The organism is Chryseobacterium sp. 22532 (assembly GCF_052044665.1).
Lineage (GTDB): Bacteria > Bacteroidota > Bacteroidia > Flavobacteriales > Weeksellaceae > Chryseobacterium > Chryseobacterium lathyri.
On record NZ_JBQENJ010000003.1, the window covers coordinates 52,791 to 78,947 of the forward strand.

The 26,157-nt window shown below is 38.2% G+C and carries 26 protein-coding genes; 5 read left to right on the forward strand and 21 right to left on the reverse strand.

Annotation, left to right across the window (positions count from 1 at the left end):
• The first annotated feature begins 90 nt into the window (after positions 1-90).
• Positions 91-834 (forward strand): dienelactone hydrolase family protein, encoded by a 744-nt coding sequence (locus ACTJIV_RS08160; RefSeq protein WP_440626755.1) that lies wholly within the window; start codon positions 91-93, stop codon positions 832-834.
• Between the two features lie 290 nt (positions 835-1,124).
• Here the strand turns inward: ACTJIV_RS08160 and ACTJIV_RS08165 are convergent, their stop codons facing one another.
• From ACTJIV_RS08165 to ACTJIV_RS08190, 6 genes are read right to left on the reverse strand one after another with little or no spacing between them, the layout of a single operon-like run.
• Positions 1,125-1,484: a cupin domain-containing protein gene (locus tag ACTJIV_RS08165; protein ID WP_111957528.1), complete on the reverse strand. Its 360-nt coding sequence runs from the start codon at positions 1,482-1,484 to the stop codon at positions 1,125-1,127.
• A complete protein-coding gene (locus ACTJIV_RS08170) occupies positions 1,481-2,008 on the reverse strand; it encodes a GNAT family N-acetyltransferase (protein ID WP_111957530.1) in 528 nt (175 codons plus the stop codon). The genes ACTJIV_RS08165 and ACTJIV_RS08170 overlap by 4 nt, the downstream gene beginning before the upstream one ends.
• Positions 2,009-2,011: 3 nt before the next feature.
• The gene (locus tag ACTJIV_RS08175) at positions 2,012-2,617 is read right to left on the reverse strand and encodes a DUF2911 domain-containing protein (protein WP_111957906.1); all 606 of its coding nucleotides are present in this window, start codon (positions 2,615-2,617) and stop codon (positions 2,012-2,014) included.
• Between the two features lie 29 nt (positions 2,618-2,646).
• Positions 2,647-3,159 (reverse strand): methylated-DNA--[protein]-cysteine S-methyltransferase, encoded by a 513-nt coding sequence (locus ACTJIV_RS08180; RefSeq protein ID WP_336379965.1) that lies wholly within the window; start codon positions 3,157-3,159, stop codon positions 2,647-2,649.
• 42 nt (positions 3,160-3,201) lie between these two features.
• Positions 3,202-3,750 carry a DinB family protein gene (locus ACTJIV_RS08185; RefSeq protein ID WP_440626759.1) on the reverse strand — a complete coding sequence of 183 codons (549 nt, stop codon included), beginning with the start codon at positions 3,748-3,750 and terminating at the stop codon, positions 3,202-3,204.
• Positions 3,751-3,804: 54 nt separating this feature from the next.
• Positions 3,805-4,323: a Crp/Fnr family transcriptional regulator gene (locus tag ACTJIV_RS08190; protein WP_440626761.1), complete on the reverse strand. Its 519-nt coding sequence runs from the start codon at positions 4,321-4,323 to the stop codon at positions 3,805-3,807.
• A 76-nt stretch (positions 4,324-4,399) separates the two neighbouring features.
• Between ACTJIV_RS08190 and ACTJIV_RS08195 the strand changes: the two genes are divergently transcribed.
• The gene (locus ACTJIV_RS08195) at positions 4,400-5,254 is read left to right on the forward strand and encodes a hypothetical protein (RefSeq protein ID WP_440626762.1); all 855 of its coding nucleotides are present in this window, start codon (positions 4,400-4,402) and stop codon (positions 5,252-5,254) included.
• Positions 5,255-5,264: 10 nt separating this feature from the next.
• Here the strand turns inward: ACTJIV_RS08195 and ACTJIV_RS08200 are convergent, their stop codons facing one another.
• From ACTJIV_RS08200 to ACTJIV_RS08230, 7 genes are all read right to left on the reverse strand, one after another.
• Positions 5,265-6,311 carry a bifunctional transcriptional activator/DNA repair enzyme AdaA gene (locus tag ACTJIV_RS08200; protein ID WP_440626764.1) on the reverse strand — a complete coding sequence of 349 codons (1,047 nt, stop codon included), beginning with the start codon at positions 6,309-6,311 and terminating at the stop codon, positions 5,265-5,267.
• A 2-nt stretch (positions 6,312-6,313) separates the two neighbouring features.
• The gene (locus ACTJIV_RS08205; protein WP_440626766.1) at positions 6,314-7,084 is read right to left on the reverse strand and encodes an isocitrate lyase/PEP mutase family protein; all 771 of its coding nucleotides are present in this window, start codon (positions 7,082-7,084) and stop codon (positions 6,314-6,316) included.
• Positions 7,085-7,264: 180 nt separating this feature from the next.
• A complete protein-coding gene (locus ACTJIV_RS08210) occupies positions 7,265-8,434 on the reverse strand; it encodes a serine hydrolase domain-containing protein (RefSeq protein ID WP_440626768.1) in 1,170 nt (389 codons plus the stop codon).
• Positions 8,435-8,605: 171 nt separating this feature from the next.
• A complete protein-coding gene (gene carB / locus ACTJIV_RS08215; protein ID WP_440626770.1) occupies positions 8,606-11,788 on the reverse strand; it encodes a carbamoyl-phosphate synthase large subunit in 3,183 nt (1,060 codons plus the stop codon).
• A gap of 59 nt (positions 11,789-11,847) precedes the next feature.
• On the reverse strand, positions 11,848-12,201 hold the full coding sequence (locus ACTJIV_RS08220) for a four helix bundle protein (protein ID WP_440626772.1): 354 nt from the start codon (positions 12,199-12,201) through the stop codon (positions 11,848-11,850).
• A gap of 41 nt (positions 12,202-12,242) precedes the next feature.
• Positions 12,243-13,316 (reverse strand): carbamoyl phosphate synthase small subunit, encoded by a 1,074-nt coding sequence (locus ACTJIV_RS08225; protein ID WP_111957550.1) that lies wholly within the window; start codon positions 13,314-13,316, stop codon positions 12,243-12,245.
• Between the two features lie 106 nt (positions 13,317-13,422).
• A complete protein-coding gene (locus ACTJIV_RS08230) occupies positions 13,423-14,313 on the reverse strand; it encodes an aspartate carbamoyltransferase catalytic subunit (protein WP_223558834.1) in 891 nt (296 codons plus the stop codon).
• A gap of 241 nt (positions 14,314-14,554) precedes the next feature.
• Between ACTJIV_RS08230 and ACTJIV_RS08235 the strand changes: the two genes are divergently transcribed.
• A complete protein-coding gene (locus ACTJIV_RS08235; RefSeq protein WP_111957554.1) occupies positions 14,555-15,016 on the forward strand; it encodes an Lrp/AsnC family transcriptional regulator in 462 nt (153 codons plus the stop codon).
• A 163-nt stretch (positions 15,017-15,179) separates the two neighbouring features.
• Here the strand turns inward: ACTJIV_RS08235 and argH are convergent, their stop codons facing one another.
• From argH to ACTJIV_RS08275, 8 genes are all read right to left on the reverse strand, one after another.
• On the reverse strand, positions 15,180-16,484 hold the full coding sequence (gene argH / locus ACTJIV_RS08240) for an argininosuccinate lyase (RefSeq protein WP_440626775.1): 1,305 nt from the start codon (positions 16,482-16,484) through the stop codon (positions 15,180-15,182).
• A 277-nt stretch (positions 16,485-16,761) separates the two neighbouring features.
• Positions 16,762-17,844, reverse strand: coding sequence for a M20 family metallo-hydrolase (locus tag ACTJIV_RS08245; RefSeq protein ID WP_440626777.1), 1,083 nt, complete (start codon positions 17,842-17,844; stop codon positions 16,762-16,764).
• Complete coding sequence (gene argB / locus ACTJIV_RS08250; RefSeq protein WP_440626779.1) at positions 17,819-18,613, reverse strand: acetylglutamate kinase; 795 nt, start codon at positions 18,611-18,613, stop codon at positions 17,819-17,821. Before argB ends, ACTJIV_RS08245 begins: the two co-directional genes overlap by 26 nt.
• An 82-nt stretch (positions 18,614-18,695) precedes the next feature.
• Complete coding sequence (locus tag ACTJIV_RS08255; protein ID WP_223558830.1) at positions 18,696-19,655, reverse strand: acetylornithine carbamoyltransferase; 960 nt, start codon at positions 19,653-19,655, stop codon at positions 18,696-18,698.
• A 48-nt stretch (positions 19,656-19,703) separates the two neighbouring features.
• Positions 19,704-20,843, reverse strand: a complete 1,140-nt coding sequence (locus ACTJIV_RS08260) for an aspartate aminotransferase family protein (RefSeq protein ID WP_440626781.1) — start codon at positions 20,841-20,843, stop codon at positions 19,704-19,706.
• A 270-nt stretch (positions 20,844-21,113) separates the two neighbouring features.
• On the reverse strand, positions 21,114-22,076 hold the full coding sequence (gene argC / locus ACTJIV_RS08265) for an N-acetyl-gamma-glutamyl-phosphate reductase (protein ID WP_440626783.1): 963 nt from the start codon (positions 22,074-22,076) through the stop codon (positions 21,114-21,116).
• Positions 22,077-22,138: 62 nt separating this feature from the next.
• The gene (gene argG / locus ACTJIV_RS08270; protein WP_440626785.1) at positions 22,139-23,332 is read right to left on the reverse strand and encodes an argininosuccinate synthase; all 1,194 of its coding nucleotides are present in this window, start codon (positions 23,330-23,332) and stop codon (positions 22,139-22,141) included.
• A complete protein-coding gene (locus tag ACTJIV_RS08275; protein WP_223558826.1) occupies positions 23,301-23,906 on the reverse strand; it encodes a GNAT family N-acetyltransferase in 606 nt (201 codons plus the stop codon). Before ACTJIV_RS08275 ends, argG begins: the two co-directional genes overlap by 32 nt.
• Before the next feature lie 160 nt (positions 23,907-24,066).
• On the opposite strand from ACTJIV_RS08275, the gene ACTJIV_RS08280 reads away from it, so the two are divergent.
• Both ACTJIV_RS08280 and ACTJIV_RS08285 read left to right on the forward strand, forming a co-directional pair.
• Positions 24,067-24,483 (forward strand): IS1/IS1595 family N-terminal zinc-binding domain-containing protein, encoded by a 417-nt coding sequence (locus ACTJIV_RS08280; RefSeq protein WP_111957574.1) that lies wholly within the window; start codon positions 24,067-24,069, stop codon positions 24,481-24,483.
• 285 nt (positions 24,484-24,768) lie between these two features.
• Positions 24,769-26,148, forward strand: a complete 1,380-nt coding sequence (locus ACTJIV_RS08285) for a porin (RefSeq protein WP_111957576.1) — start codon at positions 24,769-24,771, stop codon at positions 26,146-26,148.
• Positions 26,149-26,157: the final 9 nt, after the last annotated feature.

Below are 26,157 nucleotides of genomic sequence, written 5' to 3' on the forward strand. Positions count from 1 at the left end.
TATAAGTTATTTTTGGTAATTTAGTTGAGGATTTTAATTAACCTGAATTCATAATTAAAACCTTTTTAATACTTTACCCAATTACAGAATATGATACGCAACCTCTTATTAACAGCATGCATGATAAGTGCAGGAACACTTCTCAGCCAAAAACTTAAAACAGTATCTTATCAGGATGGCGCACAGAAGCTGAATGGTCTGGTCACTTCTAATGCTGGAAAAAAGCTTCCGGGTGTCCTGATTCTTCCGGCCTGGAAAGGTATCGATGATGAAGCCAAAACAGCTGCTGCCGAGCTTGAAAAACAGGGTTATATTGCTTTTATTGCCGATATTTATGGAGAAGGAAATATTCCCGCTGATAATGCTTCTGCCGGCAAAACATCCGGATATTACAAACAGAATTATGACGCTTATCAAAAGCGGATTTCCCTGGCTTTAGAACAATTGAAGAAAAATGGGGCAATTGCTGATAAAATTGCTGTGATCGGATACTGTTTCGGTGGAACTGGAGCTTTAGAATCTGCGAGAGGAAGCCTTCCGGTTGTGGGAGTTGTTTCCATCCATGGAAGTATAGGAAAGGATCAAACCAGAAAAAACGGGCCGATTTCCGCAAAGATTTTAGTGGAAAATCCTGCGGATGATCAGGGAGTAACGCCGGAAGACTATAATAATTTAATCAAAGAAATGAACGAGGGCAATGCAGACTGGCAGATTATTACCTATGCCCATTCAAAACATACATTTACCGATCCGAAATCGCCAGATTATAATGAAGTAATGTCCAAAAGAGCCTGGAATCATACATTGATGTTCTTGAAAGAAATACTTAAATAAATTTAATTTTAATATAACAATGCAGCAATGTAGCAGTGTAACAATAACCAAATCGATTCGTCGGTAAAGTATTGTTACACTGCTACATGGGTTGATTTACAAATATTTTACCTTATTAAAAAGATGCTTCGACTCCGCTCAGCATGACAACGCTAATACTAACTGTATTTTTTTTACTGTCATGCTGAGCGGAGTCGAAGCATTGTATTACGTAATGTGGTGACAACAAATAAGCAAAATCCGGTAAACATCTACTCTAGAACTCTCAAACCCTCCGACTCTCAAACTCTTTATTCTTCCCTGTTTACCAGATCCATAGAAAATGCAGGAAGGCAGATGGCTATATATTCGCAAGGTTCTGAGAAAGGGTTGCTGTAACGAACTCTTGCTCCTTTTTCTATCAAAATACTCTGTCCTTTTTCAAGAATGACGATTTCTCCATCTATCTCAAATTGCTTTTTTCCTGAAACAATAAGGGTAAACTCATCGAATTCGGGAGTCTGATGCGGTTCGCTCCAATCCGGTGGCGCTACCATGTGGGCAATGGAAACGTTTGAATTTCCTGTAGAATTTCCCCAGTGTTCTTCAATTAATTTTCCGTCTGTGGTAGGTACTACAAAAGGTGATGTTTGGATTTTATATTTTTTCATGAATGGTCTTCTTTTTTTATTTCATAGACAAAATTGGTTCGTGTAGGCTCTGCAAAGTAAGCCACTTCCTCTTCCGCGATCTTCTGTCCACCGATTCTTTCCAGAGCCGTCTGGGAACGGAAATTCTCTTTCCCGATATGGAAATGGACTTTATCTACATACTGGAAGATATAATCAAGCATCAGCTTTTTCACTTGAGGATTAATTCCCTTTCCCCATGATTTTGTTCCATAGAAAGTATAGCCAATAAATATGCGGCTTTCATTTTCATCAAAATCGTAAAAACGCGTACTGCCCAAAACATCACCGGAGGATTTTTCTATTATTTTAAAGGCTCCTTCGCTTTCCATGGCTCCTCTGAAAAAGTTTTCAAAAACTTCTCTCTGATAACGCTCTTTATTGGGGTGCTGCTCCCAAACTCTGGGATCGGAGGCTACTTCATATAAAGACTCAAAATCCCCTTGCTGTAAGGGGATTAATTTATATTCCTGATTTTCTAAAACAGGCTGAATTGAAAATTTCATTATTTAGCTTTTTGTTTTTGCAGCGTCTGCCTCTATTTTCTTGATCTCTTTCAGTTTATCTGCAATCTTGATAACAGCATCCGGTTTTGCAGGTTTTAAAGCAACTTCTGCCTGAGCCATATCCCATTTAATCACCAGGTTTCCTGAGTTTTCATCGGTTGGGTTCAAGGTGATTTCAAACCATTCCTGTTTGTCAGCCAGTTTATTTACCGGTACTGTTACATCTACCACATCCTGTTTTGGATCGTAGGTATAAGCACCCCACTGCTGGAAATCTTTATTTAATATCACTTTCCATTCTTTTTCTGTAGGAACGATAAAAAGTCCGTACGTTCCCGCCGGAACCATTTTTCCACCAAAATTAACAGACTGTCCGAATGTGATTTTTGTAGATGAGTTAGCGCCTGCTCTCCAAACCTGTCCGTAAGGAACCAGTTCTCCGAAGATCTTACGCCCTTTCACTCCCGGTCTTCCATAGTCAATACTGATTTTGGACATAGAAAACTGCTGCTCTACCCTCTGACGCGGGCTTGCTGCCGGCACTGAATAATCCTGAGCAAAGCTTAAAGCCGAAGCTGATATGCAAAGTGCAAATAGTAACTTTTTCACGTGTAAATTTTTGCCTAAATTTACAAAAATCAAAATAAAATAGCCTTCTCTAATTCCAATAATTTTTGCTTTCTCCAGATTCCGCCTGCATAACCTACCAGCTCACCATTTGAACCGATAACACGATGGCATGGTATCAGAATAGCAATTTTATTGATACCGTTTGCTGTTCCCACCGCACGTATTGCCTTAGGATTTCCTAAGAACTCCGACTGCTGTTTATAGGTTCTGGTTTCTCCCATCGGAATTTCACGCAGAAGCTGCCAGACCTTTTCCTGAAACTCGGTTCCGGTAATGTAGATGGGAACATCGAAGATTTGTCTTTTTCCTTCAAAATATTCTTCCAATTCTTTTTCAAGCTGTATAAAGTGTTTGTGATCTCCTTGTTCAATATCAGCTTTTAATGCTTTTGATAAGGAGATAAACTGTTTTTCAAAATTCTTCCGGTCGGTAAATTCAAGCAGGCAGATTCCTTCTTCAACAGCACAAGCTACCATTTCTCCCAGCGGAGTCTGTATGGTTTTACGGTAAATGATTTCCATAGATCTAAATTAATACATATTTGGAATCTCTGTAAAAAAACCTTAAATATCCTTCAGAATATTTTCTGCCTGACGAATATGTCTCACATTATGATAAATCACAAACCGAAAAGTATCTCCCAGTTTCAGCTTGATCAACCTGGAAATACTGATGTTGGTTTTAGCAGCATTGAGGTCGATATCTTTTGCTTTTTCCAGCAATTCTATGAGTTGATATTGCTGTTTTATGAACTCGTTCACTACTCCTTTATTCAACTGACTGTTTATCGGATTCATGCTTTTAAAGGTTTTCATTTTGTTAAGCTTTTCCTTGGGAAGCATGCTTTTTGCAAAGTAATTTCCCAACATTCCTGGTTTAAAAATGGGTGTGGGAGAAGTTTTGGAAGAAGAAATTCTGCGGTTGATTTCCGGAATATAAAAATCTCCGTAACGGTTAAGGTGTTCCAGACATTCCAGTACACTCCAGCTTTCATCCGAGACCCTGAAATTCAGTTTATCATCAGTTTCCTGCAGAAGGTTCTCTGCGTATTGTATATGTCTTTTAGTTAATGTTCTCAGCTCATCCAGTAATTGCGATGTAGAAATTTTCATTGTTGATTTTTATACAAATTTCGGGATCAGTTTTTTCTTAAATCTTGATTGAACTCAAGATTTTTTAAGCCTCGATAAAGTTTCCGGAGACATTCTGAGGTAGTTTGCAATGTATTTATTCGGGACTTCCTGAAACAGCTTCGGACTTCTTTTCAATACCCTCTGATACCGTTCTTTAGGTGAATGGGTTAACAGGTCTTTTTCTCTTTCAACCTGCTGCAGGACGAGATCTTCTAAAACACCAATCCAGAACCTAAGATTTTCTTCATTGGACTGAATAAATCTGTAGAAGTCTTTTTTCAGAGCTTTTCTTACCACTGTTTTTTTAATCGCCTGGATATAAAAATCTGACGGTTTTCCTGAAAGAAATGAATCAAGGGAAACAATAATATTTCCCGTATATCCGAAACGGATGATTCTTTCTTCGTTTTCGTCCATCATAAAGATCCTGATGCTGCCGTTTTCTACAAAATAAATATCGGTGTCGGTACTTCCTGAAATTTTCAGAAACTCATTCCGTTTGAATTCCTTGCTCTCCCAATGAAGACCACTGTTAAGCAGTTTTTGAATCATTTGATATTAGTATTTGCTGTTCCAAAGATAATAGGTAATTTTAAAATTCCGGAATTTAACCCATAATCACATCAGAATGTTCAGAAAATCAAGCATTATCTTACTCCTTTCTGCAGGTCTTTTCAGCATCAATGCACAGCAGACAATCCCTTTCAGAATAACAAAACATAACAATATCATCATCAAGACCCTGGTGAATAAAAAGGATTCTCTGGACCTGATGTTCCAGATCGCTATGAAAGATGCTTCAATTTCTCCGGAACGGCAAAGAAAAGCAGACCATATTGTTTTTACTAAAGATGAAATAAGCAATCATAACACGGTTGAGATCGGAAAATTTACTCAAAAAAATGTCCATTTTTCCGACAATCAACTGGCAGGACATGAAGCAGATGGAAAGATCGGAACGACTCTCTTTGAGGGAAAAGCATTTAAAATTGATTATGATGCCAACGAATTTGTTATTTATGACCAAAAACCTGATCTGAGTGGGTATCAACCCATTCCAATACTGTATGATCAGGATGCTTTTTACATTGCAGCCGACAATGTAATTGATGGAGATAAGCAAGAAGAAGCCTATTTTTTACTTCAATCCGGATATTCAGGAGGACTTTTATACAGCAACGATTTTGCTGCAGAAAAAGAACTTGACAAAAAACTAAAGATCACAGGAGAAAAAACATTAAAAAATTCAAGCGGAAAAAGCATTATTACGAAACAGGGTATCCTTCCTTTTTTGAAAATAGGAAATAGTATTTTAAAAGATGTTTCAGCAGGTTTTTTTATTGGTGATTTAAAAAAACAGACGGTTAATTATTTAGGTGCGGATCTGTTGCGAAGATTCAACTGGATCTTTGATTCTGACAGAAAAACGGCATATATCAAACCGAGTAAGTATTTTTCAGAACCCTATTATACAATCAATTAGCGGAGCCTATTTAAAATAAGATAGCTCCTTCCAGTTCCAGAAGTTTTTGCTTTCGCCATATTCCTCCCGCATAGCCTACCAGGTCACCATCTGACCCTATCACCCTGTGACAGGGAATAATGATCGCTATTTTATTGATTCCATTAGCTGTTCCTACGGCACGTACGGCTTTAGGGTTGCCCAAAACTTCGGATTGCTGTTTGTAAGTTCGGGTTTCTCCTGTGGGTATTTCAGTTAAAAGGTTCCAGACTTTTTTCTGAAAATCCGTTCCGGTGGTATAAATCGGTACATCAAACTTCATCCGTTTTCCATCAAAATACTCATTGAGTTCTTCTTCCAACTGCTTGAAGTGTTTATTTTCACCCTGAACGATTTCTGCATTCATCACTTTGGACAAATGGACAAACTGCCTGTCTATATTTTTCCGGTCTGTAAATTCCAGCAGACAGATTCCCTCATCACAGGCACAGGCAAACATGGGCCCTAATGGGGTCTCAATCCTTTTCAGATCAATAATGGTCCGGTGACCTGTATGTTTAGGTGTAGTACCTATTACCTCTTTAAAACGCTCGTTGAAGCCGCTTAAACTTTCATACCCTGATTCCAGTGCCACTTCTATGATGCTTTCGCCATTTTTTATTTTTTTGAATGCTTTATTCATTCTGAATTCTCTTTGAAAAGACTGGAATGTCATTCCATGGTTTTTCAGGAACCAGCGTCTGATGGTTACCGGTTCGATATTTCTTTTCAGAAGGTCTGCGTCTTTGATCTTTAATGATTCGTTCTGCTGAAGTTCATCCAACAAATCCTGAATATATCGGGGTGTTTCATTCAGTTTTTCGAGCGGCCTGCAAATTTTACAAGGTCTGTAGCCGCTTTCTATTGCTTTTTCTGTATTGATAAAGAATTCTACATTTTCTCTTTTGGGTTTTCTGGCTGTACAGGTTGGGCGGCAGAATATACCCGTAGTTTTTACAGCCATCCAGTAAATGCCTTCAAATGAGGAATCTTTCTCTAAAGACGCCTGATACATTCTTTCTTCTGTAAGCTTTATCATGTTTAAAAAATTGGGGAGAAGCTCCCGGTCTCACCAATATCTTTTAATGCAGTTTCCAATTGCCCATAAATATAACCATTTAAGAAATTTCCGGATGAAATTCTTTTAACGCCTGCTTTTTTAAGGGTATTAAAATCCGGAAGTTCAGGCATAGCCATAACACTGAACGGAAGTTTTGCAGCAGCGGTAAGGCGTTCAATATCCTGTGTTTCAGTAATGCAAGGAACAAAAATCCCGTCCGCTCCCACTTCTTCTATGATTTTCATCCGTTGCAAACTTTCTTCTGCTGCATTGTCTACACCGAGCAGAAACGGATCTATTCTGACATTGACGAAAATTTCAATATTCTGCTCTTTTAACTTTTGAATAACTGCATTTAATTTATTAAAAAAATCGTCTGCACTTAATAATTTTCTGCTACCTTCAACAATAACACTATCTTCTATATTGATCCCGACAACACCTGCCTTCGCCAGTCTGGAAATGTTTAAAACTATCTCATCAGCCGTTTTTCCATAGCCTCCTTCCAGGTCAACAGATAATGGAATTGATACGGACTTTAAAATTCTTTCAATAATATAAAAATACTCATCAAAGCTTATGTTTTCGCCGTCTTCGTATCCCAAGCTGAATGCTACAGCCGAGCTTGAAGTCGCTACTGCCTGATAGCCCAGTTTTTCATAAACCTTAGCGCTCTGGACATTCCAAACGTTTCCTATCAATAATGGATCATTCTGCTCATGCAGTTCTCTGAATCTCTGAATTGCTGTCATCTTAATTTTTTATCAAAATTAATACAGATGCGGTTTTTGTGCAACCGAAAAACGGACAAGTATTTTTAGGTCATAAAAAAAACCGTAAGAAAACTTACGGAGTTTAAAATGATACTGTCTTTTTCCCTTCCGGATCGAAGTCCAGATCACATTTTTTCAGTTATTGTTCATATCAAATCATCATTTCCCGAGTTTTTTTAAAATTGATTTTGCCCAAGTACTATACATTGGATTCCTTACATCATCTTTCCAGTTAGAGCCATTGCAAAGAATAACTAAACCGCTTTTAGTGGGCATATGCAAAAACATAGAAGCACACCAACCATCGTTTTCACCTGTATGCCCGACAGTTGGAAGATTGTCAAAATTGAAGAACCGGTATCCAAGGCCGCTTTCTCCTTCACTGGAACCGGGCTGGACAGGCTGCTCCATCAATCGTATCGTTTCGGGTTTTAAAACTTTATTTAGTTCTTTTGGATCAGCTGTGATGGATAATTCAGCAAAACGGGCAAAATCTAAAATTGTTGTCTGCAATCCTGCGGCAGCCTGTTCGGTAAATATCCTATTTTTTATAGGTTTACCTAATGTATCATACGCTGTGGCGGAATTTGCTTTCATTTCTTCTGTCCAATCGTAGTTACTGTGATTTAATCCCAGAGGCTTAAAAACATTCTTTCTCATGTATTCAGCAAAGTTTTCTTTGGTTCTTTCTTCAAGTAAGAGCTGTGCAAGCGTATAACCACCACCTGAATATTTCCATTTTGTTCCGGGCTCCATGATAACGCTAACGCTTTCCCTGTTTCTTTTTGTTTTTCCTGATAAAGACTCTTCCAGGGATAACAGTTTAGCCCCTTGTTCAGAGCCTCCATATCCATGTACAGAAAGTCCGGCTGTATGGCTTAGGATTCGCCTGAGGGTAACTTTTGATACATCAAATGAAGATTGAGGTAATTTCCAACGGCTTAAATACTGGTTAACAGGATCATCCAATTGAATCATTCTTTTTTCTGTCAGTTGCATAAAGCCCCATGCAGCGACTACCTTTGAAACAGAGCCTACATTAAAAATGGTCTGAGCGGTCACTGGCTTTTTGCTTGCTACATCAGCATATCCAATGCATTGTACCCATGCAATTTTTCCGTTTTTAATAACCGCAACAGCGACTCCGGGAACATTACTTTTTTGGGTATATTCCAAACCAAGTCTTTGAATTTCTGCATAGAGCGAATCTGTTTTCTCAGAAGCAACACCAGCACTAGACTCAGCCGCAATATGCTTTGCAGAGGTGCAGGAAAAAAGGATTCCAATACATATAATAGTGCATAAGAAATTAGATTTGATGTTTATCATTTAGGCTGTATTACTATTAAAATAATTTTCAATGTCTTTAAAATTTTCGCTGATATTCCAAATGTATGCAATGTACAAATTTCCATAATCAGTTGGTAATTAAAATCTTCACAAAACAAAACCCCGCAAGAATACTTACGGGGTTTTAAATTATATCATTTGAATCCGAAATTACATCGTCTCCATTTTGAAACTCATGCTTTCAATTACTTTCAGGATGGCTTCTACCGTATCCATGGATGTTAAACAAGGAACGCCGTTTTCCACACTCATTCTTCTGATCTGGAATCCGTCTCTTTCTACCTGCTTACCTTTGGTCATGGTATTCACTACATACTGTACTTTACCTTTCTGGATCAGATCGATAAGGTTCACATCATCTTCTCCTATCTTGTATCCGATTTTACAAGGAATTCCTTTTTCTTCGAAGAATTTAGCTGTTCCTTCTGTTGCCCAGATTCTGAAGCCAACTTCATGGAATCTTGTCGCCAGATCCGCAGCTTCCTGCTTGTGCTTGTCTGCAACGGTAAACAAAATTGAACCGTGCATCGGAACTTTTCTTCCTGCTGCGATCAGTCCTTTGTAAAGGGCTTTCTCCAATGTGGTGTCTTTCCCCATTACTTCTCCTGTAGACTTCATTTCTGGTCCCAGGGAGATATCTACTTTTGTCAGCTTTGAGAAAGAGAACACAGGAACTTTTACAAAGACTCCTTCTTTATTCGGAACTAATCCATTTTTGTACCCCAAATCTTTCAGTTTCTGACCTAAAATTGCTTTTGTTGCCAGGTTAGCCATCGGTACTTCAGTAATTTTAGATAAGAAAGGAACTGTTCTTGATGAACGCGGATTCACTTCAATCACATATACATTTCCTTCGAAAAGAACATACTGGATGTTCATTAAACCGATCACATTCAATCCTTTGGCCAGTCTCTGGGTATAATCTACCAGAGTATCAATTTCCTGCTGTGAAACATTCTGAGGCGGATACACTGCAATAGAATCTCCGGAGTGAACTCCCGCTCTTTCGATATGTTCCATAATCCCAGGGATAATTACCGTTTCACCGTCGCAAATGGCATCTACTTCCACTTCTTTTCCGGTAATGTAACGGTCTACCAAAACCGGGTGCTCCGGGCTGGCATCTACCGCAAATTCCATATAATGGGCCAATTCGCTTTCGGTGTAAACAATTTCCATTGCTCTACCTCCCAGAACATAACTTGGACGAACCAAAACCGGATACCCGATCTCACTGGCTATTTTAATGGCTTCTTCTTTTGATGTTGACGTTTTTCCTAAAGGCTGTGGAATTCCCATTTCCTGAAGGGCCTTTTCAAATTTATCTCTGTTTTCAGCTCGGTCTAAATCTTCCAGTGAAGTTCCCAGAATTTTCACGCCGTAACTTGCCAGTTTATCTGCTAAATTGATCGCTGTCTGACCTCCAAACTGAACCACCACTCCCATTGGTTTTTCAAGATCAATGATATTCATTACATCTTCTTCCGTTAAAGGTTCGAAGTATAATTTATCTGAAATCGAGAAGTCTGTAGAAACCGTTTCCGGGTTGTTGTTGATGATAATCGCTTCGTAACCCATCTCTTTGATCGCCCAAACCGAATGAACCGTTGCATAGTCGAACTCAACTCCCTGCCCGATTCTGATAGGTCCTGAACCCAGAACGACCACCTTTTGCTTATCCGTTACTATACTTTCATTTTCTTCTTCATAAGTTCCGTAGAAATAAGGGGTTTCACTTTCAAATTCTGCTGCACACGTGTCTACCATTTTGTAAACCGGTATCACCCCGTTTTCTTTTCTGAAATTATATACTTCTCTCTGGGAAGATCCCCATAAATGAGCGATATTCTGATCTGAGAAACCTAATTTTTTAGCCTGAATTAAAATTTCTTTGTCGAATTGATGAGCAGCTATTTCTTTTTCAAAATCAACAAGTTTCTTTAATTTCCAGATGAAGAATTTATCAATTTTACTCCATTCTACAATTTGTTCCCAATCGTAACCTCTTCTCAGAGCATCACAGATAATGAACAGTCTTTCATCGTCACAAACTCTGATTCTTCTTTCGATATCTTCGTCCGTTAAAGCGGCAGCCTGTTTTGTTTTTAATCCCAGGTGTCTTAAACCTGTTTCTAAAGAACGAACGGCTTTCTGTAATGATTCCTCGAAATTTCTCCCGATGGCCATTACTTCTCCGGTCGCTTTCATCTGTGTAGACAGTCTTCTGTCCGCTGTTTCAAATTTATCGAAAGGGAATCTCGGGAATTTTGTCACCACATAGTCAAGGGCTGGTTCAAAACATGCATATGTTTTTCCTGTTACAGGATTCATGATCTCATCAAGAGTCAAACCAACTGCGATCTTTGCTGCAATTTTCGCGATCGGATATCCTGTCGCTTTACTTGCCAATGCTGATGAACGGGAAACTCTAGGGTTCACCTCGATGATATAGTAGTTGAATGAATGCGGATCTAAAGCCAGCTGTACATTGCAACCTCCTTCAATTCCTAAGGCTCTGATGATCTTTAGGGAAGCATTTCTCAATAACTGATACTCTCTGTCGGAAAGTGTCTGAGAAGGCGCCACTACGATAGAGTCTCCCGTGTGAACTCCTACCGGATCTATATTTTCCATGTTACAAACCACAATCGCATTGTCGTTGGCATCACGCATTACTTCGTATTCAATTTCTTTGAAACCTGCAATTGATCTTTCAATAAGACATTGCGTCACCGGACTGTACTTTAATCCTAATTCAGCAATTTCTTTCAGCTCAGCTTCGGTAGAGGCAATACCTCCTCCGGTTCCTCCCATGGTAAAGGCAGGACGAACAATTACCGGATACCCGATCTCATCAGCGAAACGGATCGCTCCTTCTACTGTAGTTACAATGTCTGATTCCGGAACCGGCTCATTCAGTTCTCTCATCAGCTCACGGAAAAGATCTCTGTCTTCCGCTCTGTTGATCGCAGAAAGTGTAGTTCCTAATACTTCTACCTTACATTCCTCAAGAATTCCTGATTTTTCCAGTTCTACCGCCATATTCAGACCTGTCTGACCTCCTAATGTAGGCAGCAAAGCGTCGGGACGTTCTTTTCTGATGATGTGGCTTACAAACTGAAGGGAAATCGGTTCAATATATACTTTATCTGCGATTTCCACATCCGTCATAATGGTTGCCGGGTTTGAGTTGATCAAAATCACCTTGTAGCCTTCTTCTCTCAAAGACAGGCAAGCCTGTGTTCCTGCGTAATCAAATTCAGCTGCCTGACCGATGATGATGGGTCCTGAACCGATTACTAAAATTGTTTTTATATCTGTACGTTTTGCCATTTTTCTTTTTTTAGATACCAGATGTCAGATTTCAGATCTCAGACTTCCAGCGTTGTGTTTTACTTTTTTAAATTAGATTTGAATGTATAAATCATTCTTTGGATTTCATTGATACTTGATATCAGACTGTTAACTTTTTGAGCATCCAACAAGTTCAACTCTCTTGTTAAAATTAACTGGGTTTGTAATTCAAAGGAAGAAGCATTGGCAATACCCAAAAAGTGATAAAATTCACTGTCATTGTTTCTTCCTGCTCCTTCAGCTATATTTGAAGGGATGGAAACTGCAGATCTTTTAATTTGAGAGATCAAACCAAACTTTTCATCTTTTGGTAATTCTGTACAAACTATATAGACCTCTTTCGCAAGTTCTATTGATTTCTGCCAGAAAAGTAATTTCTCAAAATTGTGCATGGTAAAGTCTGTTATCTGATGTCTAATATCTGAAATCTTGCTTACTTCTTAAATCCCTCCATTAAATCAATGAACTCATCAAACAAATAATTTGCATCTTCTGGGCCCGGGCTTGCTTCCGGATGGTACTGAACAGAGAAGCAAGGATGGATCTTGTGTTTCAGACCTTCGTTGGTTCTGTCATTCAGTGCAATGTGGGTTTCAACAAGGTCTGTTCCTTTAAGACTTTCCTGATCTACAGCATAGCCATGGTTTTGAGAAGTGATGGATACTTTGTTTTTTTCCAGATCCAGTACCGGGTGGTTTCCTCCTCTGTGTCCGAACTTCAGTTTAAAAGTTTTTGCACCGCAAGCCAAACCGATCAGCTGATGTCCTAAACAGATTCCGAAGATGGGAACTTTTCCTAATAATCCACGGATCATTTCTAGTGCCTTTGGGTTGTCTTCAGGATCACCGGGACCGTTTGAAAGCATAATTCCGTCCGGATCCATCAATAGGATCTCTTCTGCTGTTGTGTCGTGGGAAACTACAGTGATGTCACAGTTTCTTTGAGACAGCTCTCTGATAATTCCTAGTTTGGAACCAAAATCCACCAACACTACTTTAAATCCTCTTCCCGGATTGGCGTAAGCTGTTTTTGTAGAAACAGTTTCTACCTGATTAGTTGGGAAAGTTGTAGATTTTAATTCTGCAACAACTTCATTTTCATCAGCTTCAACGTTTACGATTTTGCCTTTCACAACACCTGAATTACGAAGGATTCTGGTGAGTTTTCTGGTATCAATTCCTGAAATTCCTGAAAGGTTTTTCTTTTTAAATAATTCATCTAAAGTGATCTGAGTACGGAAATTGGAGGGTAGATCGCAAAGCTCTTTTACGATAAGTCCTTTAATAGCCGGCTCGATACTTTCATAATCATCACGGTTAATACCATAATTTCCGATAAGCGGATAGGTCATGCAAACAATCTGACCGCAGTATGACGGATCGGAGATTAACTCCTGATAACCTGTCATTCCGGTATTGAAAACTACTTCTCCGGCAGTTTCCAATTCTGCTCCGAAACCTTCTCCATGAAATACTTCACCGGACTCCAGTATTAATTTTTTCTTCATTTTATTTATCTCTTTATTCTATTTTTATTCTGTCTAATTTATTTTGTACAATATATAATGTCGGTTGTATAGTGTATGTTCACTTTGTACATTATACTTTTTACAATTATTTAAAGGTATACCCTTCTTTTTCCAGGGTTTCTTTCAAAATTGCCATTCTTGCGAATACGCCGTTCTGCATCTGTTTAAAAATTCTTGAACGTTCACATTCTACAAGGTCTGTATCAATCTCAACACCTCTATTGATGGGTGCGGGATGCATAATGATCGCACCGTCTTTCATTGCTTTTTCCCTTTCTTTCGTCAAACCATATTTTCTGTGGTATTCGGAAGCGGAATAACTCATTTTTGCATCGTGTCTCTCATGCTGGATTCTTAATAACATGAGTACATCTACCTCAGAAATTAGCTGATCTACAGGTAAGTAAGTTCCGTTAATTAAAGCACCTTCATCAAACCAGTCCTCCGGTCCGGAGAAATATACTTTAGCCCCTAATTTTCTTAATGCTTGTGCATTGGAGTTGGCTACCCTGCTGTGCTTTACATCTCCAACAATTCCTATTTTCAGCCCTTCGAATTTTCCGAATTCCTGAAAGATCGTCATCAGATCCAGCATGCACTGGGAGGGATGGTTTCCTGTTCCGTCTCCTCCGTTGATCACCGGAATATTAATGTTATTTAACTCTTCAAAATACCTGTCTTTTTTATCTCTGATTACTACCAGATTTACACCCAGGCTTTCAATCGTCTTAACAGTATCATAAAGACTCTCCCCTTTGTTTACAGAACTGTGGGAGGCATCAAAAGGCACTACCTGCAGGCCCAGCTTTCTTTCTGCAATATCAAAGCTTGTCTTTGTTCTTGTACTGTCTTCAAAGAAAAGATTTGAGCAGAAAATTTCTCCTTCAATTTTTGCAGTTTTCCCGTTGGCAAAAGCCAGTGCTTCTGTCAGTATACTGTTGATTCTCTCGGTGCTTAGTTCTGTAATCGTAAACATAATTCTTAATTTTTGAGCATAAAAAAAGCGAAGACAACATCTTCGCTAATAATAATAAATATCGTAAAGGGCGCTTTCGCCCGGTAAATCTAATGATATAAATACTCTTTTATTCATTAGGTGCAAAGATACAAAAATTTCACGAACCTACAAAACCAAAGTTTAAAATAAATTAAAACCTCTTAATCATTCCTTATTTTCATTTATAATTGATAATTTTGTTAAAACTCAAACCTGTTCTATGGATTTAAAAGACAAAATGATTCTCAGTATTATTCAGGAAGACTCTACTTTATCTGTGAAAGAAATTTCAGAAAGGATCGGTCTTACGTTTACTCCAACTTATGAACGCATCAAACAATTAGAGAAGCAGGGTATTATTGAGAAATATGTTGGTCTTTTGAACCGTGAAAAACTGGGTCTGAACATTGTCGTCTACTGCAATGTCCGTCTTAAAGAGCAATCTCAGAAAGTACTGGAAACTTTTGAAAAAAACATTATGAAACATGATGAAGTCCAGGAAATCATCAGTCTTTCCGGTGAATACGACTACATGCTGAAGATCATTGCAAAGGACATTAATTCTTATAATGACTTTGCGGTGAATGTGATCTCAAATATTCCAAATATTGGCCAGTACCATAGTTCTATTGTCCTTCACGAGGTGAAAAAATCCACTAAGTTTAAAATTGATCTGGACTAATTCTTTGCCAGATCAATATACCTTATATTAAAGATGCTTCGACTCCGCTCAGCATGACATCGCTACAAAATGACGTTTAGTATTAGATTGGTCATGCTGAGCGGAGCCGAAGCATCTGATCAAACTTTTAATCAACTTTAAAAATCCAAGTGATTAAAAATTATTAACCCAATAATTTATTCTTCAGTTTGTTGAACTGATATTCTATTTTATCCAGACAAAGATTTCCTATGCTTCCCTGATGGGTATGATTTAGATTTCCAACTTCAAACTCAAATTCATTATTTTCAATCTCCTGCCCTACTTTTACATAAGCATCACGGAATGAGCTTCCTTTTTTCACCTCTTCATTAATCTTCTCAACACTGAAAAGGTATTTGTACTTCTCATCTTCCAAAATTCCATCTTTAACCTGAATATTCGGAAGGGTGTAACTTAAGATTTCCAGGCATTCTTTCAATGAATCGATAGCCGGGAAAAGAATTTCTTTTGTCAGCTGTACATCTCTGTGATAACCTGACGGTAAATTATTTGTCAGTAAGATCAATTCATTCGGCAAAGATTGAATTCTGTTGCATCGTGCACGAACCAGCTCAAAAATATCCGGATTTTTTTTGTGAGGCATAATGCTGCTTCCTGTTGTAAATTCTTTGGGAAAGCTTATAAAATCGAAGTTTTGACTTAAATATAAGCATACATCATAAGCAAATTTCCCAAGCGTTCCTGCTAAAGTAGCCATTGCCATAGACAGCATTTTTTCGGATTTCCCGCGGGTCATCTGCGCGTATACAGAATTATAGTTCATAGACTGAAAACCTAAGTTGTAGGTCGTACTTTCACGATCAATCGGGAAAGAGGAACCGTATCCTGCTGCTGAACCCAGAGGATTTTTATTGATAATATTCTTCACCGAAAACAACAGTTCAACATCATCCAGCAATGCTTCAGCATAGGCTCCAAACCATAATCCAAACGAAGACGGCATTGCAATCTGAAGGTGGGTATAGCCTGGAAGCAATTTATTTTTGTGTTGATCGGCCAGCTTGATTAAAATCTGGAAAAACTCATCAGTCAAAGATGTTATTTCGCGGATCTCATCCAGCAGATAAAGTTTGATATCTAATAAAACCTGGTCATTTCTGGATCTTGCCGTATGGATTTTTTTTCCGGTATCGCCTAATTTTTCAATTAATATCGCTTCAACCTGAGAATGGATATCTTCTGCTTCTTTATCGATCTCAAAGTTTCCGTTCTCGATATCTTTTAAAATATCTGCCAAAACAGAAAGCATCTGTTCTGATTCTTCACCGGAGATAATTCCGGTTTCTGCCAACATCTGGCAGTGTGCCATGGAACCTTTAACATCATATTTTGCTAAACGTTCGTCAAAGTCAAGATCTTTCCCGACTGTAAATTTGTTGACTAATATATTGGTGGCCAAGTCATCCTTCTGCCATATTTTTTTCATAATATTCTTTTTACAATATTCAATTCGTTTCAACCTGCCCAGCAGAGCATCCTTATTATTAAACTATAAAAAAACATCTCCACATTCAAAAGCCTTCGTCTTTAATTTTCTTTTTTGCATAAATCTTTATTAAAAACTAGACTTTTTTGCCTGCTGAGCCTGGTTAAAACATTTATTTTTTTTAGATATTAGAAGTTAGAAATTAGATATCAGTACTAAAGTGTATGTATAATTTTCCGGAATCTAACTTCTAATTTCTAACCTCTAACTTCTCTTTTTATAAAACTTTTTCTAAGATCCTTATATAGATCTCGATTCCTTCTTCAATCTCTTTTATATAGATATATTCATCTGCCGTGTGGGAGCGCCTGCTGTCACCAGGGCCAATTTTCACGGACGTACATGGAATGATGGCCTGGTCAGATGATGTTGGTGAACCGTATGTTGTCCTTCCAATTTCCAGACCTGCCTGAACAAAAGGGTGATCCATCTCAATTTTTGAGGAATTTAACCTTAAAGACCTGGCCTTTAATGATGATTTCATCTGTGACTGAATGATCTCAAAAGCTTCCTTATTGGAATATTCATCGGTAACCCTTACATCCAAAGTAAAAGTGCAGGCTTCCGGAACTACATTATGCTGAACACCAGCGTGAATGCCTGACAATGTAACCTTAACTTCCCCTAAATAATCGGAAATCTTCGGAAATCTGAAATTCAGAATATTGTGAAGATCCTCCATACATTTTACAATGGAGTTATCATCATTCGGATGAGCAGCATGAGAAGGAGTTCCTTTCATTTCCCCATCTATCACCAGCAGCCCTTTTTCTGCGATCGCCAGATTCATCTGCGTGGGTTCTCCTACAATGGCAAATTCGATGTTCGGAAGCTGTGGAAATAAGGCCTCAATTCCATCAAATCCTGAAATCTCCTCCTCAGCTGTCAAAGCAATCACTAAATTATATTTTAAATCTTCTTTCTCATAAAAATGTAAAAAGACCTGAGCCATGGAAACCAGAGAAGCTCCGGCATCATTACTTCCCAAACCGTACAGTTTTCGGTCCTGCTCAACCGGAAGAAACGGATCTATCGTGTAGGCTTTATTGGGCTTTACCGTATCATGGTGGGTATTCAGCAAAACAGATGGCTTGGATGCATCAAAGTTTTTATTAACTGCCCAGATGTTGTTTTTAAAACGTTTTGCAGGAATATGATGTTTCTTAAAAAAGTTTTCAATTTCCACAGACGTATTATATTCATCTTTGCTGAATGACGGAATTGCAATCAGTTTTTTAAGCAATTCAACTGCCTGAGTCAGTAGCTCTTCTTTACTATAAACAGATTTCAGTTCCTCCATGATGGTTTTGTATATGGTTTTTTAATTGGGTTTCTTTAATTAAGAACACCTTGTTTACCTTATTTTTTACAGCTCCTAGAGCATTTTCAAGTTTGGGTAAAATTCCTTTATGAAGTTTTCCCGCTTCTTTTAAAGCAGAAAACTCTTCTGCGGATACCCTTTTTATAACGGATTCTGGATCTTCAACATTTTCCAAAACTCCCTCTTTATCAAAACAATACAATAATTCCACATCATATTTTGAAGATAAAGCCTGGGCAATGACCGAAGCAATCGTATCTGCATTGGTATTAAAAAGATTTCCTTTTTTGTCATGGGTAATCGCTGAAAAAACAGGGACAAGTTTTAGTTTAATCAATTTTGAGATCAATTTCCTGTTCACACTTTTCTTCTCAATATCGCCTACAAATCCGAAATCTATCTCTGCATGTTCTCTTTTTTTGGCTTTAATCAAATTCGCATCAGCTCCGGAAAAACCTATTGCCCTACATTTTTTCTGCTGAAGTTTTGCCACAATATTTTTATTGATTCCTCCTGCATACACCATCGCCACAATATCCAGCGTATCTTTATCCGTAATTCTTCGTCCGTTGATCATTTTTTGTTCAACGCCCAATTTATCTGCTAAAGTGGTTGCTAATTTTCCGCCTCCATGAACCAAAATTTTCTTTTCCTTAATTTCAGAAAACTGCTCTAAAAATTGGTCAAGCAACTCTGGATCGTCGATCAAAGCACCACCTATTTTTATGATGTATAATTTTTCTTTCATTGTCAACGTTTTTGAAATTCTTGCTCTTTTTCTAATCCTTGTCCTTGTCAAGGTTTAGAACCTTGACAAGGATTGATTTCCATTATTTAGAATTCAATTCATCCAAAATTTCTGAAAAAACCGCTTGCGCAGAGAAAATTCTGTTTTTGGCCTGCTGATAGATAATGGAGTTTTCTCCGTCCATTACTTCATCGCTTAGTTCTACATTACGACGGACAGGGAGACAGTGCATTACTTTTGCATGATTCGTATTTTCCAGCTTTTCTCCGGTCAGCATCCAGCTGTCTTTCACTTCCGGCATAGCTGCATAGTCATCGAAAGAAGACCAGTTTTTGACATAGATAAAATCTGCATCTTTTAAAGCTTCATCCTGGCTATGGATCACTTTAATATCTTTTGTAAATTTCTTATCGAGATCATACCCTTCGGGATTAGCGATCACAAAATCAACATCCATTTCCTGCATCCATTCTGCGAAAGAGTTTCCAACAGCCTGGGCAATCGGCTTGATGTGCGGTGCCCATGTCAAAACCACTTTCGGTTTACGGTCTTCCTTCCAGTTTTCTGTGATGGTAATACAGTCTGCCAGACTTTGAAGCGGGTGTCGCGTTGCCGATTCCAGAGAAATCACAGGCACTTTAGCGTGCTGCTCAAACTGACTCAGGATACTTTCATTAACATCATCTTCCTTAGACTTCATTCCCGCAAAACAGCGTACTGCGATGATATCACAATATTGGTTTAATACTTCTATTGCATCTTTGATATGTTCAACGGTGTCACCGTTCATTACGGCTCCGTCTGCAAACTCCAGATTCCAGGCTTCCTGAGCAGCGTTTAAGGTCAGAACATTCAATCCTAAATTCTGTGCGGCAATCTGGCTGCTTAAACGTGTTCTTAAACTTGAATTTAAAAATACCAGGCCTATTGTTTTTCCCTTTCCTTTTTCTGTTTCGGAATGAGGGTTTTCTTTAATTTGTAAAGCTTTTTTTATGATTTCCTGTAAGTTTTCTACATCGCTTACAGAGGTGAATTTTTTCATTTGATGATTTTTTTAATTAATTGTGATAATCTTAACCCCATTTGTGGTTTAAACCTTATCTAAAACTACTTTTAAAGCACCGACAAAAAGATCTGTCTCTTCTTTGCCGATATTGAGAGCCGGAAGGATCCTTAAGACACTTTTATCATTGGAATTTCCTGTAAAAATGTGATGATCGTACAACAGACTTTTTCTCACTTCGGAACAGTCCTGATCCAACTCTACTCCAATCATTAAACCTTTCCTTCGGATGGATTTAATATGGGGAAGGCCTTTAATTTCGTTTTCAATATAATCACCCATTTTCTGGGCATTTGCCATAAGATCTTCTTCCTTCATCACATCCAGAACCGCAATTGCAGCAGCACAGGCTAAGTGGTTCCCTCCGAAAGTGGTTCCCAATAAACCGTTACTTGCCTCAAACTTCGGATGAATCAAAACACCTCCGATCGGGAAACCATTTCCCATTCCTTTTGCTGTCGTGATCATATCCGGTTCGATCCCAAATTCCTGATGGGCAAAGAAATATCCGCTTCTTCCGTACCCTGACTGAACTTCATCAAGAATCAAAGCTGCATCATATTTTTCGCACAATTCTTTAATTTTGGATAAGAATTCTGCTGTTGGGATCATAATTCCACCTACGCCCTGAATTCCTTCAATAATGACGGATGAAATTTCACTTCCCTGAGTTTCAAAGATCTCTTCAAGCTGTTCGATATCATTCCATTCAGATTTGATAAATCTTTCAGAAAAATTAACCGGAGCAACAATTTTTGGATTATCTGTCACAGAAACCGCCGCAGAAGTTCTTCCATGGAAGGATCCTGAGAAATAAAGCACTTTACTTTTCCCGTTATGGAAAGATGCCAGTTTTAATGCATTTTCATTAGCTTCAGCTCCTGAATTACACAGAAAAAGATTGTAATCTTCATAGCCTGAAAGCTTGCCCAATTTATCAGCCAGTTCAGTCTGTAGTTCATTCTGAACCGAATTTGAATAGAAAGATATTTTCTCCAGCTGCTCTTTCAATTGAGTTTGATAATGCGGATGATTGTGTCCGATGGAAATCACTGCGTGACCGCCATAAAAATCGAGATATTTTTCTCCTTTATCATCCCAAAGGAAAGATCCCTGGGCTTTTACAGGGTTTATGTTGAATAATGGATATACGTTGAATAAATTCATTTTTTTTGTTTTAATTAATTTCTTTTGTATTGAAACAAAAGAAACAAAAGTTCAAGACCTGGAAACTTCCGCTAAAAATTATTTCTATTCTCTAAAAATTCTAAAACTTGCGCGAATTCAGCATTTGTTTTTCGGTTCAACATTTTTGTCGCGCTTCAAACAGTAGAATTTTCTTAACGTTCATAGAAAAAATTTTCTTAACGCTCCATTTTCCTAAGTCGAATATTTCGGTTTTTCAATTCACAATTGACTTATTGACCATTCACTTTTTTAAAATGCTATCGGCTTTAATTTCAATCCCAGGTTTTCTTCCCAACCCATCGCTATATTCATATTTTGTACGGCCTGTCCGGAGGCACCTTTTAACAAATTGTCAATCGCTGAGTGAATGACTGCTACATTTCCACTCTTTTCTATATGAATCACACAGCGATTGGTGTTGACAACCTGCTTTAAATCAATTGCATTTTCACTTACCTTCACAAAAGGCTCCTCTTCATAAAAATCCTGATACAACTGAATGATATCTGAAAGTACTAATTCCGTTTTCACTGTAGAGCTTGTAAAAATTCCTCTTGCAAAATCACCTCTCCATGGAACAAAATTCAGACTGACAGCTTTATGGTTGAATGAAACCAACTGCTTTAAAACCTCCTCCACATGCTGATGCGTCAATGTTTTGTATGCCGAAATATTATCGTTCCTCCACGTAAAATGAGTCGTTGCCTGTAAAGATTGTCCCGCACCTGTTGAACCTGTAATTCCTGTTGTATAAACCTCATCCAGCAAACCTTCTTCTGCTAATGGAAGAAGAGCCAATTGAATAGCTGTTGCAAAACATCCCGGGTTGGCAATGCTTCTTGCTCCTGCCAGATTTTTTTTATTGATTTCAGGAAGTCCGTAGATAAAATTTCTGTTTCCAAAGCTTCCATCCAGACGGAAATCGTTTCCTAAATCAATGACTAAAGTTTCATCTTTAACAGGATTCTGGCTCAACCAGTTCTGACTTTCCTTATGAGGAAGGCATAGGAATAAAATATCCACATCTTGCGGCCTGTCCGTTAAAACCTGCTCACAAACTGCCGCTAAATCCGGGTACAAATCTGAAATCTTTGTTCCCGAATTGGAACGGCTATATAAAAAACTCAATGTCACATTGGGATGAAACGCCAGCACACGGACCAATTCACTTCCTGTGTAGCCGTTGGCGCCTACAATTCCTACTTTTTTCATATGATTTTTTTGATCGACAGGAGTTCATCCTATCATTGGTTAAATCCCTCTTTTAAAACTCTTTATTTTGAATTGATCTGGTGGTATATGTTTAAAGAATTGCTTACAATTTTTGTATATCCTTTTACATCTTCTCCCGTCCAGGCTCTGTTGGCTTCACCATAGCTTCCGAATTTATCAGACATTAAATCATGTTTAGATTCAATTCCGTTTAAAACAAACCTATATGGATAAAGGGTTACAAATACTTTTCCGCTGACTGTTTCCTGAGAATCCGTTAGGAAAGATTCAATATTTCTCATCACAGGATCCAGGAATAATGCTTCGTGAAGCCAGTTTCCATACCAGTCGGAAAGCTGGGACTTCATCATCTGCTGGTATTTTGAAAGCGTATGTTTTTCCAATAAATGATGCGCTTTGATGATCACTGATGCCGCTGCTGCCTCAAATCCTACTCTTCCTTTAATTCCAACAATAGTATCTCCAACATGAATATCACGACCGATTCCATAAGCGGAAGCCAGTTCTTCAATTTTTTGAATTGCTTTCACGGAATGTTCAAAATGTTCTCCGTTTACCGCTACAACCTCACCGTTTTTAAATTCAATTTCCAGTTCTGACGGCTGAGTTTCTTTAATTTGCGATGGAAAAGCTTCTTCCGGAAGAGAATTTCTCGATGTTAACGTTTCTTTTCCTCCAACTGATGTTCCCCACAATCCTTTATTCACAGAATACTGTGCTTTATGGAACTCCATTTCATACCCATGATTTTTCAGGAATTCAATTTCTTCTTCGCGGGACAGGCTCATATCCCGGATCGGTGTAATGATTTCCTTTTCAGGGCACATCACCTGGAAAATCAGATCAAAACGAACCTGATCATTACCAGCTCCGGTACTCCCATGAGCAATGGCGTCTGCACCGATTTCAATAGCATATTTTGCAATTTCCTGCGCCTGAACCGTACGTTCAGCGCTTACAGATAATGGATAAGTGTTATTTTTCAGCACATTCCCGAAGATCAGATACTTTACGCAAGAATTATAATAATCTTCCTGAGCGTCAACGCACCTGTATTCTTTCACCCCCAGATTGAAGGCTTTTTTCTCCAGTTCTTTTTCTTCTTCTTTAGAAAAACCTCCGGTATTTACAGTCACTGCATACACTTCATATCCCAGTGTTTCACTAAGATATTTTGCACAGTAAGAGGTATCCAAACCTCCGCTAAACGCTAAGACGACTTTCTTTTTCTCCATTGTACTCATCAATTTCGGACTGCTGAATTTCAGTCCCGTTTACTTTATTATTATTTTCAGGAACGAAAAGCATCGCTGTACACAGACAATTTTTACGTTCCTTTTTCATTAAAATTTCATAGTTCACACAGTTCTTGCAACCGTTCCAGAATTCTTCATCCTGAGTGAGCTCAGAATAAATTACTGGCTTATAACCAAGATCGCTATTGATCTTCATGACCGCAAGTCCTGTGGTCAACCCAAATACTTTTGCATTGGGATATTTTTCTCTAGATAACTGGAAAACTTTATTCTTGATCAAAGTGGCGACTCCCCTGTTCCTGTAGTTCGGAGATACAATAAGTCCTGAGTTTGCTACAAACTGACCGTGCGACCAGGTCTCAATGTAACAGAACCCCACCCATTTGCCGTTTTCAGTAGCAACCACAGCATTGCCTTCTGAAATCTTTTTCGTTAAATATTCGATGGAACGTTTTGCGATGCCCGTTCCTCTACGCTGTGCAGAATCATACATTTCCTGCTGTATTTCACTCACATACATTAGATGTTCGCATGAGGAAATTTCTATTTCCATTTATTTATCTGAATTTTTTGGCAAATTTAAAGCATAATAACTTTAAAAACCAAATTAAAAAGATATTTTTTTTGTTTTAATAGAATATACAGGTAATTTTATCTTTATTGGAAATTATAATATTGCTAAATTATTATATATTTGCTAAAAACATATAGCTATGGAAAATAAATGTCCTAAATGCAGTGGAAGTACAATTGTAAAAAGCGGAATCATCAACGAGAAACAACGTTTTCTCTGCAAAGACTGCAAATATTACTTTACGGTCAAAAAAATAGGGAAACAGATCGATGACTATTACGTAACCAAGGCTTTACAACTTTATCTTGAAGGATTAAGTTTCCGTGAAATAGAAAGGATTATCGGGGTTTCCCACGTTACGATCAGCTCCTGGATCAAAAAATACAATATCACAAGACCACCCCATTCTGAATTCCATCCCGTTTATAAAATATTAAAACAAAATGAATTGATAGAATATATTGCCAAGGAAGACAACATCAAAAACTCCGGGCTTATCATTACTCAGTTTGCAGATAAGTACATGCTGATTAAATGGGAGAGGTTTAAGAAGTAGGGAAGATTCAAGAGCCAAGAGCCAAGAATCAAGATGCAAGACATCAGCTTCGGGAGCTTCAGCCACATACACTCTCACTAATCATCATTTAACTAAAAAACCTCTTCAGACTCATTTATCCCCAATACTCGAACTCTCCAACCCCGTAACTCGTAACTCACATCTAAAAACCAGATCATTACAGAAAAACTATACTATTACCACTAATATATATTAAATTTTTGTAAATAAATTATTAATTACAATTTGGCTTTCACAAAAAACAACGCCAAAAATTGATAATTTATGAAGAAATTACTTTCATTTATTGGATTAGCCTTAATAAGCAGTTCTTTATATTCACAGGGTTCTCCTGATTACGGAGGCGGATTAAAATTAAACCTCAATCCGGAAGGAGATAAGTACATCCGATTTATTTTATGGGACCAGTTCTGGCTCAGAAATACTCAAATGAACCCCGGAAGTATGGTAGCAGGAGAAGCCACCGACAACTCCTGGAGCCTAGGAAACAGAAGATTACGTGCATTAGTATACGCACAAATCTCCAAAAGATATATGATCCTGGCCCATTTCGGGATCAATAACCAAACCTTCATCAACGGAGGAGCTACAGGCACCACTGGAACAGGAGGTTATGGAAATGGAAAGAAACCACAGCTGTTTTTTCATGATGCATGGAATGAATATGCAGTTATTTTACCTGGAGAAGCCGGAAAATTCAGTTTATCTTTAGGAGCTGGGCTTCATTACTATATGGGACTTTCCCGCATGACCATGGCTTCAACTCTGAATTTTCTTACTGTAGACTCTCCTATTTTCTCATGGCCGTTGATTGATAACTCTGATCAATTTGCAAGACAACTCGGAATGTTCGCTAAAGGAAAATATGGTAAACTGGAATACCGCTTCAGCTTAAACAAACCTTTTGCAACAGATCTGGTTCCTGTGAATGTTACAGATCCTTCAAGAGCTGCAGCTGTTGACAATAATGGAAATCCTAGCTTTTCAAAAGCAGGTTATGTTGAATACCAATTTCTGGATGAAGAATCCAATACGCTCCCCTTCAAAGTAGGCTCCTATTTGGGGACAAAAAAAGTATTCAATATAGGCGCAGGTTTTTATCATCAGGCTGACGGGACCAGAACTTCTATCAATTCCAATATTGAAAAACATGATATCACGCTTGTAGCAGTGGATGCATTTGCAGACATTCCTTTGGGAAATGCGAAACACAAAATGGCTGTTTCTGCCTATGCCGGATATTATAACTACAATTTCGGTCCCAACTACATAAGAAATCTGGGAACCATGAATATTGCCGCCAATGATCCTAATTTTGCAGGAAACAGAGCCATTGCAGGGCCTGGAAATTTACAACCTATGATCGGAACGGGAAATGTAGTGTATGCTCAGGCAGGCTTACTTCTACCCAACCAAACAGAAAAACCAAAGATCAGAATACAGCCTTTCGCAGCGTATACACACAAAAACTTTGAAGCATTCGATAAATCATCTTCGCAGTTTGATGTGGGTGCCAACTGGTTCATAGACGGACATCACGCAAAGATTACTACGCAATATTCCACAAGACCGGTTTACACCAGTCCTACGGAAAGCCCTTCCTCAAAAGGCGAATTCATTGTACAGTTTCAAATTTATCTTTAAACACAGGAT

What these genes read in the sequence shown, in the direction of transcription:
- ACTJIV_RS08275 (WP_223558826.1), bottom strand. Translation starts at nt 23,906, where the DNA reads ATGGAAATAGAAATTTCCTCATGCGAACATCTAATGTATGTGAGTGAA.
- ACTJIV_RS08180 (WP_336379965.1), bottom strand. Translation starts at nt 3,159, where the DNA reads ATGGAAATCATTTACCGTAAAACCATACAGACTCCGCTGGGAGAAATG.
- ACTJIV_RS08255 (WP_223558830.1), bottom strand. Translation starts at nt 19,655, where the DNA reads ATGAAAAAATTCACCTCTGTAAGCGATGTAGAAAACTTACAGGAAATC.
- ACTJIV_RS08165 (WP_111957528.1), bottom strand. Translation starts at nt 1,484, where the DNA reads ATGAAAAAATATAAAATCCAAACATCACCTTTTGTAGTACCTACCACA.
- ACTJIV_RS08280 (WP_111957574.1), top strand. Translation starts at nt 24,067, where the DNA reads ATGGAAAATAAATGTCCTAAATGCAGTGGAAGTACAATTGTAAAAAGC.
- carB (WP_440626770.1), bottom strand. Translation starts at nt 11,788, where the DNA reads ATGGCAAAACGTACAGATATAAAAACAATTTTAGTAATCGGTTCAGGA.
- ACTJIV_RS08205 (WP_440626766.1), bottom strand. Translation starts at nt 7,084, where the DNA reads ATGACAGCAATTCAGAGATTCAGAGAACTGCATGAGCAGAATGATCCA.
- argB (WP_440626779.1), bottom strand. Translation starts at nt 18,613, where the DNA reads ATGAAAGAAAAATTATACATCATAAAAATAGGTGGTGCTTTGATCGAC.
- argH (WP_440626775.1), bottom strand. Translation starts at nt 16,484, where the DNA reads ATGAAAAAAATATGGCAGAAGGATGACTTGGCCACCAATATATTAGTC.
- argC (WP_440626783.1), bottom strand. Translation starts at nt 22,076, where the DNA reads ATGAAAAAAGTAGGAATTGTAGGCGCCAACGGCTACACAGGAAGTGAA.
- ACTJIV_RS08200 (WP_440626764.1), bottom strand. Translation starts at nt 6,311, where the DNA reads ATGATAAAGCTTACAGAAGAAAGAATGTATCAGGCGTCTTTAGAGAAA.
- ACTJIV_RS08190 (WP_440626761.1), bottom strand. Translation starts at nt 4,323, where the DNA reads ATGATTCAAAAACTGCTTAACAGTGGTCTTCATTGGGAGAGCAAGGAA.
- ACTJIV_RS08220 (WP_440626772.1), bottom strand. Translation starts at nt 12,201, where the DNA reads ATGCACAATTTTGAGAAATTACTTTTCTGGCAGAAATCAATAGAACTT.
- ACTJIV_RS08285 (WP_111957576.1), top strand. Translation starts at nt 24,769, where the DNA reads ATGAAGAAATTACTTTCATTTATTGGATTAGCCTTAATAAGCAGTTCT.
- ACTJIV_RS08235 (WP_111957554.1), top strand. Translation starts at nt 14,555, where the DNA reads ATGGATTTAAAAGACAAAATGATTCTCAGTATTATTCAGGAAGACTCT.
- ACTJIV_RS08210 (WP_440626768.1), bottom strand. Translation starts at nt 8,434, where the DNA reads ATGATAAACATCAAATCTAATTTCTTATGCACTATTATATGTATTGGA.
- ACTJIV_RS08160 (WP_440626755.1), top strand. Translation starts at nt 91, where the DNA reads ATGATACGCAACCTCTTATTAACAGCATGCATGATAAGTGCAGGAACA.
- ACTJIV_RS08230 (WP_223558834.1), bottom strand. Translation starts at nt 14,313, where the DNA reads ATGTTTACGATTACAGAACTAAGCACCGAGAGAATCAACAGTATACTG.
- ACTJIV_RS08260 (WP_440626781.1), bottom strand. Translation starts at nt 20,843, where the DNA reads ATGAATTTATTCAACGTATATCCATTATTCAACATAAACCCTGTAAAA.
- ACTJIV_RS08195 (WP_440626762.1), top strand. Translation starts at nt 4,400, where the DNA reads ATGTTCAGAAAATCAAGCATTATCTTACTCCTTTCTGCAGGTCTTTTC.
- ACTJIV_RS08225 (WP_111957550.1), bottom strand. Translation starts at nt 13,316, where the DNA reads ATGAAGAAAAAATTAATACTGGAGTCCGGTGAAGTATTTCATGGAGAA.
- argG (WP_440626785.1), bottom strand. Translation starts at nt 23,332, where the DNA reads ATGGAGAAAAAGAAAGTCGTCTTAGCGTTTAGCGGAGGTTTGGATACC.
- ACTJIV_RS08245 (WP_440626777.1), bottom strand. Translation starts at nt 17,844, where the DNA reads ATGGAGGAACTGAAATCTGTTTATAGTAAAGAAGAGCTACTGACTCAG.
- ACTJIV_RS08170 (WP_111957530.1), bottom strand. Translation starts at nt 2,008, where the DNA reads ATGAAATTTTCAATTCAGCCTGTTTTAGAAAATCAGGAATATAAATTA.
- ACTJIV_RS08185 (WP_440626759.1), bottom strand. Translation starts at nt 3,750, where the DNA reads ATGAAAATTTCTACATCGCAATTACTGGATGAGCTGAGAACATTAACT.